Origin of the sequence: Commensalibacter papalotli (ex Servin-Garciduenas et al. 2014), assembly GCF_000527695.1 — a bacterium.
In the GTDB taxonomy this organism is placed as follows: domain Bacteria; phylum Pseudomonadota; class Alphaproteobacteria; order Acetobacterales; family Acetobacteraceae; genus Commensalibacter; species Commensalibacter papalotli.
This window is the reverse complement of record NZ_ATSX01000001.1, coordinates 325,091-338,708: the sequence shown is the minus strand read 5'-3', so window position 1 is coordinate 338,708 and position 13,618 is coordinate 325,091. Positions and strand designations below refer to the sequence as shown.

At 38.1% G+C, this 13,618-nt stretch carries 10 protein-coding genes; 4 read left to right on the top strand and 6 right to left on the bottom strand.

What is annotated here, in order from left to right; all coding sequences use genetic code 11:
- Positions 1 to 184: 184 nt before the first annotated feature.
- The 3 genes from COMX_RS01510 to COMX_RS01500 form a co-directional block, all read right to left on the bottom strand.
- On the bottom strand, positions 185 to 1,072 hold the full coding sequence (locus COMX_RS01510) for a LysR family transcriptional regulator (RefSeq protein WP_034336237.1): 888 nt from the start codon (positions 1,070 to 1,072) through the stop codon (positions 185 to 187).
- A gap of 256 nt (positions 1,073 to 1,328) precedes the next feature.
- Positions 1,329 to 4,802 (bottom strand): transcription-repair coupling factor, encoded by a 3,474-nt coding sequence (mfd, locus tag COMX_RS01505; RefSeq protein WP_051461773.1) that lies wholly within the window; start codon positions 4,800 to 4,802, stop codon positions 1,329 to 1,331.
- A gap of 15 nt (positions 4,803 to 4,817) precedes the next feature.
- Complete coding sequence (locus COMX_RS01500) at positions 4,818 to 5,108, bottom strand: FAD assembly factor SdhE (protein WP_034336235.1); 291 nt, start codon at positions 5,106 to 5,108, stop codon at positions 4,818 to 4,820.
- A gap of 60 nt (positions 5,109 to 5,168) precedes the next feature.
- Between COMX_RS01500 and recG the strand changes: the two genes are divergently transcribed.
- Positions 5,169 to 7,283, top strand: coding sequence for an ATP-dependent DNA helicase RecG (gene recG, locus COMX_RS01495; RefSeq protein WP_034336233.1), 2,115 nt, complete (start codon positions 5,169 to 5,171; stop codon positions 7,281 to 7,283).
- A 62-nt stretch (positions 7,284 to 7,345) separates the two neighbouring features.
- On the opposite strand, the gene COMX_RS01490 is transcribed toward recG, so the two are convergent.
- The 3 genes from COMX_RS01490 to COMX_RS01480 all read right to left on the bottom strand — a co-directional run bounded on the left by COMX_RS01490 (position 7,346) and on the right by COMX_RS01480 (position 9,961).
- Positions 7,346 to 8,350 carry an SPFH domain-containing protein gene (locus COMX_RS01490; RefSeq protein ID WP_051461772.1) on the bottom strand — a complete coding sequence of 335 codons (1,005 nt, stop codon included), beginning with the start codon at positions 8,348 to 8,350 and terminating at the stop codon, positions 7,346 to 7,348.
- A gap of 2 nt (positions 8,351 to 8,352) precedes the next feature.
- The gene (locus tag COMX_RS01485; RefSeq protein WP_152534139.1) at positions 8,353 to 8,829 is read right to left on the bottom strand and encodes an NfeD family protein; all 477 of its coding nucleotides are present in this window, start codon (positions 8,827 to 8,829) and stop codon (positions 8,353 to 8,355) included.
- 166 nt (positions 8,830 to 8,995) lie between these two features.
- On the bottom strand, positions 8,996 to 9,961 hold the full coding sequence (locus tag COMX_RS01480) for an SPFH domain-containing protein (protein WP_084051485.1): 966 nt from the start codon (positions 9,959 to 9,961) through the stop codon (positions 8,996 to 8,998).
- 422 nt (positions 9,962 to 10,383) lie between these two features.
- Here COMX_RS01480 and COMX_RS01475 point away from each other — a divergent pair, with 422 nt between their 5' ends.
- From COMX_RS01475 to gdhA, 3 genes are all read left to right on the top strand, one after another.
- Positions 10,384 to 10,986 (top strand): LemA family protein, encoded by a 603-nt coding sequence (locus COMX_RS01475; RefSeq protein ID WP_034336226.1) that lies wholly within the window; start codon positions 10,384 to 10,386, stop codon positions 10,984 to 10,986.
- 9 nt (positions 10,987 to 10,995) lie between these two features.
- Positions 10,996 to 12,111 carry a M48 family metalloprotease gene (locus tag COMX_RS01470; RefSeq protein ID WP_051461771.1) on the top strand — a complete coding sequence of 372 codons (1,116 nt, stop codon included), beginning with the start codon at positions 10,996 to 10,998 and terminating at the stop codon, positions 12,109 to 12,111.
- Between the two features lie 147 nt (positions 12,112 to 12,258).
- A complete protein-coding gene (gene gdhA / locus COMX_RS01465; protein ID WP_034336223.1) occupies positions 12,259 to 13,611 on the top strand; it encodes an NADP-specific glutamate dehydrogenase in 1,353 nt (450 codons plus the stop codon).
- Positions 13,612 to 13,618: the final 7 nt, after the last annotated feature.

The window sequence follows — 13,618 nt, the reverse complement described above, 5'->3', positions numbered from 1 at the left end:
CGATAAATTAAATCAAATCGTAGCGTATATAGTATTGATTTAAATTGTACTTTATTTTACTATTTTAGTTAAATGTTTTACAAGAATTCTGTTATAAATACTCTTGATTCACATTTTTCAAAGCATAAGGTAATAACTAATTACAGGATTGCTTATTATTAAGTAATAAAAACTATTTTGTGTTTTATTGTTGAAAGATTTTCAAGAATAGTGAAAAAGCAAAACTATGCTGACGTCGATTAGGATAATATAAATAATATCCTGGAATATTAGGGCAAAAATCTTCTAACACTCTAACTAAACGCCCTTGTTGTAAAGCAATATTAACTTCATCTTCTGGCACATAAGCAAAACCAAAACCATCAAAAGCAGCTTGCAGCATTTGAGTTAACGTATTGCAAATTAATTGTCCATCGACATGTACTTTAACTTCACGCTTATTAACCTCGAATTCCCACGCATATAAATTCCCTGCAGTAGGCAGACGTAAATTGATACATTGATGTTTGAGTAAGTCTTTTGGTTTTTTTGGAATATTAGTTTTTTCCAAATAGGCTGGAGATGCCACCACAGCCATACGAATTTCTGGGCTAATTGACAAAGCAATCATGTCCTTATGTACTAACTCACCTAAACGAACACCAGCATCATATTGTTCTGACACAATATCCTTTAAAGCGAAATCAACATCGATTTCTAGTTTAATGTCTGGGTAATCTCTAAGAAAGTTCCTTAGTCGCGGCCATAGCATAAAATTAGCAGCATGCTCATCTGCAGTAAGACGAATAGTTCCCGCAGGTTGTTGTTTAAAATCAATAACCCTACTCAGTTCCTGCTCCATCTCCTCAACTCTAGGAGCGATATTTTTCAATAACAACTCCCCTGCCTCTGTTGGTGCAACACTACGTGTTGTACGCATCAACAAACGAATCCCAAGGCGTCCTTCTAAATTGCGCATTGTATGACTTAACGCAGATTGAGACACACCGAGCTTAGCAGCAGCTTTTGTAAAACTGCGCTCTTTTGCAACACTTAAAAAAACTAAAAGGTCATTAATATTTTTTTGCAACATAATGGATGAACCCAACCGACCGCTATAGTAAAAAGATCTTGAAACATACTTATTCTAATAAAGAATATCTTATAAAAATAAAAATTGTAAAGAATAATTAACTGTTTATAAAATAATAACAGTTAAGTAAAGCTTTTTATAACCATATTACTATAAAAAACAAAAAATATTCTTTAGAAATTATTCTTTAGTTAATAATTTATTAATAAAATAAATAAATCATTAATAAATCTTTTTTCAATTTAATAAACGTTTATTAATCGTTACAAATTTCCAGTAATTTATTTAATAAGAACTGTGTTCTTTGCACTCTCTTTGCAAACGGAGTTTCTCTCAAATAAACAAGCTTTCCATCTGGACGTAACTTCATATATCCTTCACCTATTCCTGCAACCCACCGGATTAATCCATCGGGATTCTTGAATTTATTATTTAAAAACTGAACTACAACCCCTTTTGGGCCGGCGTCTACACGTTGAATACCCATTTTTTTACATAATGCTTTTAATTTAACAATAGCCAATAAATTCGACACTTCATCTGGCAGATCACCAAATCGGTCGATTAACTCAACACGCATTGCTTCTATTTCATCATCTTGCACTAAATTACCAATACGACGATATAAACCCAACCTTACGGTCAAATCTGTTACATAACTCTCTGGGATTAACACAGCTAATCCAAGAACTATATTAGGGCTCCATTCTTGATTCTCGATAGGTTGATTATCGCGTTCTGCTCGCAATGCAGCAACTGTTTCCTCTAGCATCTTTTGATAAAGCTCAACCCCAACCTCACGAATGTGACCTGATTGTTCTTCTCCAAGTAAATTTCCAGCTCCACGCAAGTCCAAATCATGTGAGGCAAGCGTAAAGCCTGCACCTAAATTATCCAAAGATTGCATGATCTCAAGGCGTTTTTCAGAGTTCTTGGATAAGAAATGCTGCTGTGGCCATGTTAAATAAGCATATCCTCGTTGCTTTCCACGCCCAACACGCCCGCGGAGCTGATAAAGTTGTCCTAAACCAAAACGATCCGCTTTATAGATAATCAGTGTATTGACTGAAGGCATATCTAGGCCACTTTCAACAATATTTGTTGAAAGCAATACATCGTATTTTCCATCACTAAATTCTGTCATAACCCGTTCCAGCTCGGTCGGTGTTAAGCGACCATGCGCCTGCACCAAACGTAAATCTGGAATAATTTCTAAGAGTTGTTCTTGTAAAGGTTGTAAATCCTGCACTCTGGGCACAACACAAAAAGCCTGTCCACCTCGAAAGCGCTCTCTTTGTAAAGCTTCACGAATAACCACGCGATCAAAAGGCATAATAAAGGTTCTGACAGCTAATCGATCTACAGGAGGTGTCGCAATCAAACTAATCTCACGCATCCCTGTCAAAGATAACTGTAATGTTCTGGGGAGTGGTGTTGCTGATAAAGTTAAAACATGAATATCTTCACGTAAAGACTTGAGCTTTTCTTTATGCGCAACACCGAAATGCTGTTCTTCATCGATAATTAACATCCCAATATTTGCAAACTGCACGCCCTTAGCCAACAAAGCATGTGTACCTATCACGATATTCACATTACCATCTGCAATATCTTTTTTCACTTGCGTTGCTTCTTTGGCAGTTACCATCCGCGATAATTGCGCAATTTTGATTGGAAACCCTTCAAATCGCTTGATAAAAGTACGGTAATGTTGACGAGCAAGCAACGTCGTCGGAACGACTACTGCTACTTGCGCCCCTCCCATCGCAACGATAAAAGCAGCACGTAAAGCAACTTCGGTTTTACCAAAGCCGACATCACCACAAATTAAACGATCCATTGGACGGCCAGAGGATAAATCTTGAATAATATCTGCCACTGCTCTGGATTGATCTTCGGTTTCAATAAAGGAAAACCCTGCACAAAACTCTTCCCATAATCCTTCGGGAGGGGTTTCAACAGAAGCCTCTTTCATTAACCTTGTAGCAGCCGTACGTAATAACGCATCCGCCATATCGCGAATTCGTGCCTTCATCGTAGCTTTACGTTTTTGCCAGGCAGGACTGCCTAGTCGATCAAGAGCTACACCAGATTGATCAGAACCAAAACGGCTTAATAACTCAATATTTTCGATGGGTAAAAAAAGCTTTTCCTCACCATAATACATTAAGGAAAGACAGTCATGTGGCGCATTACCAATATCAAGATTAACCAGCCCTTGATATTGGCCAATCCCATATTCTTGATGGACTACCAAGTCGCCTTCACTGATTTCAGATGCCTCTGATATAAATTGCTCTGCTTTTTTACGTTGACGGTGTGGGCGGGAAATCCGCTCACCAAGCAAATCCTGCTCTGACACCAAGACGAAATTATCAGCAATAAACCCATTATCTAATCCCATCGTTAATAAATTAACAATGCCCGCATTAGACTTCTCGACTTCACCCCAATTATTGAGCTGTTGTGTAGGGATTTTATGTTCTTTTAATAAAGTTGCAATACGCTCTCTTGAACCTTTACTCCATGCTGCGATTAAGATTTTACGACCAGCAGATCTCCATTCAGAGACCTTTTTTCCAAATAAAGAAAAGACATTTTCTCGCTCTGAAGGGGCAAGACTTTTAGCAAACATAATACCTGGGCGTCCACCGACATCGACACCAGTGGCACCTTCAGGTTTCGCGAAAGGTTGAAAAGAAATGATTTTATAAGACGCAATACACTGATCCCATATCTCTTGATTGAGATAATGATAATCAGAAGGTAAAGGACGATATGGAACCTCATTAGGCCTTACTGGCTGTTTTCTAGCTTCATAATGATCTGCAATCATTTCAAGCCGTGGTTGCAACGCCTCTTCTGCTTGATAAGCAAAAGACAAAGACATTTTGGGTACATAATCAAAAAATGTTTCCATTTTCTCGTGGAATAAAGGCAACCAATGCTCTATTCCTTGGTATCTTCTGCCACTGGAAACCGCATCATAAAGAGGATCATTCGTTGCCGTTAAACCAAATAAATCTCGCCATTTTACTCTGAACCGAGCAATGCTTTCCTCATCCAAAGAAAAATCCGCTGTTGGACGCATAACCAGTGCATCCATAGAACCTGTGGAGCGTTGGGTGATAGGGTCAAAAGAACGAATAGAATCAACCTCATCGCCAAACAAATCTAAACGAACAGGCTCTTCCTCACCCGCAAGGTAAATGTCAAACAAATTCCCTCTTACAGCAAATTCCCCTGCTTCCATTACTGTATCAGTGCGGTTGTACCCTTGAGAGACAAGTAAGTCGATCAGAAACTCCTGATCTAAACTATCACCTTTTTTTAAACTTAACGCACGCCCTGAAAAAACAGAGCGAGGGGCAACCTTTTGTAAAAGTGAGGAAATCGTAGTTAAAACTATTCTGGGAGAGGTCGCAGGTTCTAATAAGCTTGTTAAGGTTGCTACACGTTCAGAAACAACACGTTTATTGGGAGAAACTCGATCATATGGCAGACAGTCCCAACCTGGAAAATTTAAGACCTCAAGGCTAGGATCAATAAAATTCAATAAATCAGCAATACGAATCATATCCGCATCATTACGCGCAACATGAACTAATGTTTTTTTATCCTTGGCAAAACATTCCACAGCATGCCGCTTTAATAAAAACGCATCATATCCCTCTGGAACACCCCATATTGGCAAAAACAAATTGGACTGTGTTGACAAGGCGTCCCCCATTATAATTGGCTCCCCTTAGGCTTTTGAATGAATAGTTTTAGCAAAATCACACATTTTTTGTATCATTGGACTATTTAATGATGTGGGTATTTCCTTAAATCCAGTCAACCACAAAGTTAAATCCGCATCATCAAAACTCATAATATGCTCTAACACATCTAATTCTTGCTCGTCCATAGCAGGCACATATTCACTGGCAAAACGACCAATCATAAGGTCTGCTTCATATGTTCCACGATGATTAGCCTGATATAATACACGACGTTTGCGAATTTCCAGATCCATCATATTTTCTTTTTGATCCATGATGCGTTATCCTTTATAGTCCTAATAAATTATTTTTCTTATATATAGCCGAGCCCATTCATGGATGAAACCTCTATTTCATCAACCACACAACTTGCTCTTGTACCATTACTAGCACCTTTATCTAATTTAGAAGGTGTTGGCCCAAAAACAAGCCAACTTATCGCCAAAGCGGCAGGTGGTCATCGTGTCATAGATTTACTGCTTCACCTTCCTGAAAGCATTATTGACAGACGCTATCGCCCAACATTGCAAAATGCCATTCCAGGACGTATTGCCACGTTAAAGGTACAGGTCATTCACATTGAAAAACCATTACGAAGCAAGCAACCATGGCGCGTTCATGTTACTGACGGCACAAAAAATGCTGAACTCAGTTTCTTTTCTCAATGGCAGGCTAAAAAAGTAAAACCTAATACACAAATTATTGTTTCTGGCACGTTGGAAACTTATGGCAATCGATTACAAATAACCAATCCGCATTATCTAGAGCCTTTGCAAAATGAGTATATGATTCCTTTAATTGAACCTATTTGGCCACTAACGGCAGGGTTGTTTCCTAAAAATCTTTATAAAGTTTTACGCAGTGCACTAGCAAAATGCCCCACACTACCAGAATGGATAGACCCTCTTATTATTCAAAAAAATCAATGGCCCAGCTTTAAAGAGGCTTTACATCTTTTACATTTTCCAGGTGATTTCCCCGAGCTTTTTGTTAATCAATCTTATGAAGCCGCAGAAAGCAGAGCACGGTCAAGATTAGCGTTTGATGAGCTTTTTGCCGAACAATTAGCAATTGGTCAGGCTAAGCGTGCTACTCAGAAAAATCCTGGCAGAGCACTGATTGGCAATCAAACGCTTTGCAATCAAGCCTTACAGAAATTTGGTTATCCCCTTACCCAATCCCAAGAAAAAACATTAAAGGAAATAAAAAAAGATTTAAAACGTCCTTTTCGTATGTTGCGCTTATTACAAGGGGATGTGGGATCAGGAAAAACAATTGTCGCTTTGTTAACCGCTTTACATGCGGTTGAGGCCGGATTTCAAGCGGTAATTATGGCGCCTACCGAAATCTTAGCTAGGCAACATTTTGAATTTTTTTCACAATTATGTTCCGCAGAAACAATTTTCCTCAGCGGTTCTGTCAAAGGCAATGCGCGTAAGGAAGTTTTAGAAAAACTTCATAATGGCACAGCAAAAATTGCCATTGGTACGCACGCCTTATTTCAAGAAGGCGTTGAATTTCATAATCTTGCTTTGGTCATTATTGATGAGCAGCATCGTTTTGGTGTCGAACAACGTATAAAACTCGGAGATAAAGGCGAAAATACCGACATTCTTGTAATGACCGCCACCCCTATTCCAAGAACTTTGTTATTAACACGGTGGGGAGAATTACAAGTAAGTCGTCTGACCGAAAAGCCCGCAGGACGTAAACCCATTCACACCACCTTGCATAATTTAAGCACCATGGGGCAAATCATGCAGGGTGTAGAGCGTATGATTTCTCAAGGATGTCAAATATTTTGGGTTTGCCCCTTGGTAGAAGAAAGCGAAGTCATGGATCTTGCCGCTGCCAAAGATCGCTTTATTGATTTAAAGCACCATTTTGGAGAAAATAAAGTAGGGCTGGCACATGGGCAACAAGACAGCCAAGAACGACAAGATGCTTTAGATGCTTTTGCAAACAATCAAACGAAAATTTTGGTGGCAACCACCGTCATTGAAGTCGGTGTTAATATTCCCAATGCCAATATCATGGTAATCGAACATGCTGAACGTTTTGGCTTGGCTCAGCTGCACCAGTTAAGAGGGCGCGTTGGGCGTGGAGAAAAGCAATCTTATTGCTTGTTACTTCATGATGACAAAATCAATTTTACCGCAAAAAAACGCCTTGCTCTATTACGCGATACAGAAGACGGTTTTTTAATTGCTGATGAGGATTTTAAAATCAGAGGTGGTGGTGAAGTGACAGGCCGCAGGCAATCAGGACTGCCTGATTTCAAAGTTGTTGATGAAATCAGGTTAGAACAATGGATTGACCGCGCATGGCAATCCGCCGAGCAATGGTTCCAATATGAACCCAAAGCGCCAATACAACAAAAAGAAGCGATTGAATCTTTATTACTTTTATTTGCCAAAAACAATGCAGGGCGGTTATTACGATCTGGTTAATGAAATAACATTTCACTGGGAACAATTAAGCCTGTACGATTGTATTACAGGCTTAATAATTACTATTTTTTGTTTTCGTTTTCATGTTTATCTAACTCGTTCGTAGCACCCAAGATAAAGCTAGAGTTAATTAAATTCCCCATGGATTGCGAAAGTTCAGGAGGCATAATTAACACTTTATTACTTTCACTTTTAAATAGAAGTGCCAAAGCCTCAATATATTGCTTGGAAAGTTGATAATTTAAAGCTGATTTCCCATCAATTGCGCTCATTCCTTCAGCTAATAACTCATTAGACTTTTTCGTTCCTTCTGCTAATGAAATTGCAGCAGCAGCTTGCTTTACCGCGGCCTCTTGCTCTGCCTCAGCTTTTAATATGGTTGATTGTTTTATCCCTTCAGCCTTCAAAATCATGGACTGCCTGATTCCTTCAGCCTCCAAAACCGCAGCCTGTTTATTTCCTGCTGCCTGGGTTTCGGCTGCTTTACGATGACGTTCTGCTGCTGCTTGTTGTTCCATTGCAACTTGCATTGATGCAGAAGGAGCAATATCTTGAATTTCTATAGAACGTAAAATCAATCCCCAATCTGTCATTTGATCTGCCATCGCCTTAACCAGCTCTGCTTTAATTACATCTCTTGAAGATAGACTCTCATCCAGATCCATTTTACCAACCGTTGCACGTAAAGAGGTCATTACAAGACTAATCGTTGCTTGTTCATAATTTTCAACGCCATATGCTGCTTTTTGAGTATCAATAATTTTAATAAAGCAAATTGCATTGACTTTTACCAACGCATTATCTTTGGTAATTACGTCTTGACTAGGCACATTTAAAATCTGATCTTTAGTCGATAAACGATACGCAACCCTATCTACAAATGGTGTTAAAATATTTAATCCAGCCCCAAGAGTTACTTTATATTTTCCTAAACGTTCGATAATTAATTGCTGCCCTTGGGGAACAATACGTATTGTCTTCATAAACACTATGATTACAATAATAAGCAATACAAAAACAACAACCACATCAATACCTATATTTAAACTTAATGCTTCTATATTCATGCTTAACACCTTACTCGACTAACTTGTTTTTTCTCGTAATCCACACGAAGCAATCTTTGTCCAACTCTTTGAGTCACAATAACTCGTGTTTCTGCAGCAATAGGTTCTTCAGACAAACACTCCCATTGAGACAAGCCATCAATTGGCTTTTGCAGTAATAATACCCCTTTATTTTGCGCGTCACATTTTTTAGCCAAGATACCAATTTGCCCAATAAGTTCCTTATCTATATTTTCCAAAGGAGTATCTCTTTTAGATAAACGCATCCATAAAAATGCGCATAAAAACATTGCCATAATCCAAATAATTATTTGAAATTCCAAGCTGACATTCGGATCAAAAAAAGAAATTGCTGCTGGGATAAGGGCTGCAACAGCCATCCACAAAGCAAAAAAAGTTGTTGTAAATAACTCTACGAGCAACAAAATGCCCCCAATTACAATCCACATCAACCATATTGTCTGTAAATCTATAAGCACCCTATTTTACTCCACTACAGTTGAAACTGAGCAAATATTAATTTACTAATACAGCTCATATATATCTTTATATATTTGAATGTAAGACAAAGCAGCATCTGAATTATTTGATATTATTCATTGCAATTGCTATTATCGCAATGAATGTTTAAATATTAATCTGTATCTAGGAAAAATTAAGCGATGATTTATCTTTAGAATTTGCAGTCTTTGTATTAATTTCCGCTGTCGTACCAAGAACTACCCCAGCATTAATCAAACTGCCAATTGATTGAGATAATTCTGCAGGCATTGCAATGACTTTTGCATTTTGACTTTGAGACAATGCAGCAAGAGCATCAACATAACGCGTAGCTAATTGGAAATTTAAAGCAGCTTGCCCACCTTCACCGCTTATGCTCTCTGCAAGAAGTTGATTCGCTCTTTTCGTACCTTCGGCCAAAGAAATCGCCGCAGCTGCTTGTCTAGTCGCTGATTCTTGCTCTGCCTCTGCTCGCAAAATTGTGGATTGCTTAACCCCTTCTGCTTCTAAAATTGCAGCTTGCTTATTTCCTGCTGCTCTGGTTTCTGTGGCTTTCCGTTGGCGCTCTGCTGCGGCTTGTTGTTCCATCGCCCCTTGCATTGATTGGGATGGCGCAATATCTTGGATCTCAATAGAGCGCAAAATCAATCCCCAATCCGTCATTTGATCAGACATAACACCTAATAACTCAGCTTTGATAACATCACGAGAAGACAAGCTCTCATCCAAATCCATTTTACCAATTGTCGCACGTAATGACGTCATCGCCAGAGCAGAAGTTGCTTCCTCATAATCCTCTACCCCATAAGCTGCTTTTTGTGGATCTGCAATTTTAACGAAACAAATCGCATTTACAGTGACGACCGCATTATCTTTGGTAATCACATCTTGGCTAGGAACTTCTAAAATCTGATCTTTATTAGAAAGACGATACGCAACACGGTCAATATAAGGGACGACAACATTCAATCCAGCCCCTAATGTTTGCTTATATTTTCCTAAACGCTCTACAATCCATTGCTGACCCTGAGGGACAATCCTAACACCTTTGACAAAGGTCATAACTACAGCAACTAGGATTACAATAATCGCTATAAAACTTGCACTCATCTTTATTTCCCCACCCTATTAAAAATACCTACGTAATTCATATATAGGTTTGGCCTTTTTTCCTATCACTTTAAAGATGTTGAATTTTTATGCCTTTAGCCTGTTGCGAATTTAACATTCAGATTGATATTAAAACTTAGTTTTTAAAAAAACTCTTTTCCATATAAAGCGGATAATCTCTCTAATTTAAAAATCGTATTATCATCTGATATAGCGTCGGCTGGGTTCCTACACGCATTCTCATATATTTTCTTTATGAAAGATTTACAGCTTTAGTCACTATTTCTTTAAGCCATTCAGCAATAAACTTAATTTTTTTCATTATTATCAATTTGATTTAATATTTAAACTTTATTGCTGATTTTGATCATTTCTTGTTAGACTATATTTCATCAGTCATTTTACATAATTGTAGTATTAACATGAACATAACCACTGTAATTATTATCGCCATTGCTATCATCGCAATTATTATTTTAATTTCAATTTATAATCAGCTTGTCCGATTAAAAGCACAGTTTAAAAATGCTTTTTCGCAAATCGAAGTGCAATTAAAGCGTCGCTATGATTTAATTCCTAATTTAGTTGAAACAGCAAAGGCTTATTTAAAACACGAAAGTGAAACCTTAATCAAAGTCACCGAAGCTCGAAACCGAGCCGTGAACGCTTTGCAAAATGCTTCCACTGATCCAAGTAATGGTCAAAATATCCAAGCTCTTAACAAAGCTGAACAAAATCTAAATCGTAATATAAGTGGATTAAATCTTCAACTAGAAGCTTATCCTGATTTAAAAGCCAACACCAATATAATGCAACTGAGCGAGGAAATTACCTCTACTGAAAATCGTGTCAGTTACGCAAGGCAAGCCTATAATGATGCTGTTACGGCTTATAATATTGCATTGAAAACATTTCCCGCAGTTTTTATCGCTCCTTTGGTTGGTCATACTGCAGAAGGAAAACTTCTCGACTTTGAGGATACAATTCAAATACAATCTGCGCCAAAAGTTAATTTTAACTCGTAATTAAGTCCAATGAGTTTTTTTACCCATCAACAGAATGCTCGTAATAATACAACACGCTTTGTTATTTTATTTATTATTGGAACAATTATTCTTCCGATATTAACCGCACTAGCAATTGAGTATTTTGAAAAAGGTCACTTTCCTCAAAGTTGGGATGCTTATCCTTGGGATATCACATATATCTTATTAGGAGGAACCTTGGGAATTATTATTCCAGTAGCCTTATTTAAATTTCATCAGTTTAAGGTCGGTGGATATATTATCGCAGAGCAATTAGGAGGACGTTATATTGATCCTCAACAGCCTACCAATTTCCAAGAAAGACAGTTAATTAATATTGTCATTGAAATGGCGATTGCTGCCAATATTCCCCCGCCTCACGTTTATATTCTTGATCAAGAAGCCAGTATTAATGCCTTTGCAGCTGGATACACATTAAATGATGTTGCTATTGGGATTACCAAAGGAGCATTAGACGTTCTGACCCGTGAAGAGTTAATGGCGTTAGTTGGACATGAGTTAAGTCATATTCTTAATGAAGATATGCGTATCAATTTACGTTTTACTGCAATTATTTGTGGAATGTATGCTTTAATGACAATAGGTTACTATGTTTTAATAAGCTTTGGAGGAAATAGTCGACACAACTCTTCTAGTAAAAAAGATTCTAGTCCTGCGATTGCAATGATATTTGCTTTTATTTTTATGATAATTGGCTGGATCTTAGCCTTGTGGGGAAATATTATGCAAGCCAGCATCAGTCGTCAGCGCGAATTTTTAGCTGATGCATCTTCGGCACAATTCACCCGTATGCCACATGCTGTTGCCTCTTTATTAAAAAAAATCGGTGGCAGTGTTGAAGGATCAATCATTCATACCGCTAATAGCAAAGCCTATAGTCATATGTTCTTTTCCTCATCAGCCAGTCAAATATTTTCCACGCATCCCCCACTTAAAGATCGTATTTTACATATGGAACCAGAATGGGATGGCAATTATATTCAACCTGTTCCTCTATATGATGGTTATAATAACCAAAATTATTTTCCCACAAATCAATTTCAAACCCCATATTATGCTGATAATAACTCACTTAACAACACAACCAATGACCCATTTATATAAATAGTTACTAACTTAAACTCTATGTGTCATTTTAGTTTATCTTTTAAATTATATTTTTATTCTAGGAATTATTAATTCCTTTCATCCGATCTGAGGCTTTATACTCCTTTACACAAATGTAACATACGAACGAACACGGAGATTGCGATGTCTATCAATGACAATGAAACTCTTGAGCTTATTCTTAACCAAGTAAAAAAAAGAAATTATAACGAAACGGAATTTCATCAAGCTGTTCATGAAGTTCTGGGATCTTTGGGGCGTGTTATCGCCAAAAATCCACATTATGCTGATAACGGTTTAATTCAACGTTTATGCGAACCCGAACGTCAGATCATATTTCGTGTGCCTTGGGTAGATGATGCTGGCAATGTTCAAATTAATCGTGGCTTTCGTGTTCAATTTAACTCTGCTCTTGGTCCTTATAAAGGGGGCTTACGCTTTCACCCATCAGTCAATGTCGGCATTATTAAATTTTTAGGTTTTGAACAAACTTTTAAAAATGCATTGACTGGAATGCCTATTGGCGGTGGTAAAGGAGGATCTGATTTTAACCCTCGTGGGCGCAGCGATGGTGAAGTCATGCGGTTTTGCCAATCTTTTATGAGCGAACTACACCGTCATATTGGAGAATATACAGACGTTCCCGCAGGTGATATTGGTGTTGGTGGCCGTGAAATTGGATATATGTTTGGTCAGTATAAACGTTTGACCAATCGTTATGAAGCTGGTGTAATCACGGGTAAAGGCTTACTTTACGGCGGTTCACGCGCTCGCACAGAAGCCACAGGTTATGGTGCTGTTTATTTTGTTGAGCGTATGCTGGCAACCAAAAAACACTCACTAGAGGGTAAAAGAGTCATCGTTTCTGGATCTGGCAACGTTGCAATTTATACAATCCAAAAAATGCAAGCACTTGGAGCTAAAGTGATTGCATGTTCTGATTCTAACGGGTTTATCGTTGATGATGATGGAATTGATTTAGATATCGTCAAAGAGATCAAAGAAAAACGGCGTGAACGTATTTCACAATATGTAAAATTAAAAGGTGGTAATACATATTACAAAGAGGTCGAATCAATCTGGTCAGTGCCATGTGATATTGCGATGCCTTCCGCAACACAAAACGAGCTTACAGGCAAAGATGCCGAGATGTTGATTAAAAACGGTGTTATTGCTGTTGGTGAAGGTGCCAACATGCCTTCTACTCCAGAAGCTGTCGCCAATTTCCAAAAGGCAGGTGTTTTATTCGCACCTGGTAAAGCGGCAAACGCTGGTGGAGTTGCAACCTCTGCATTAGAAATGCAACAAAATGCATCACGTGATAGCTGGACCTTCGAAGAAACCGAAAAACGTCTTGCCGAAATTATGTGTACAATTCATGATCTTTGTGCTGAAACAGCAGACGAATATGGCATTCCTGGTGATTATGTTGCAGGTGCAAATATTGCTGGTTTTGTTCGAGTTGCTTCTGCAATGGATGCCCTAGGTATCATTTAACCTACAA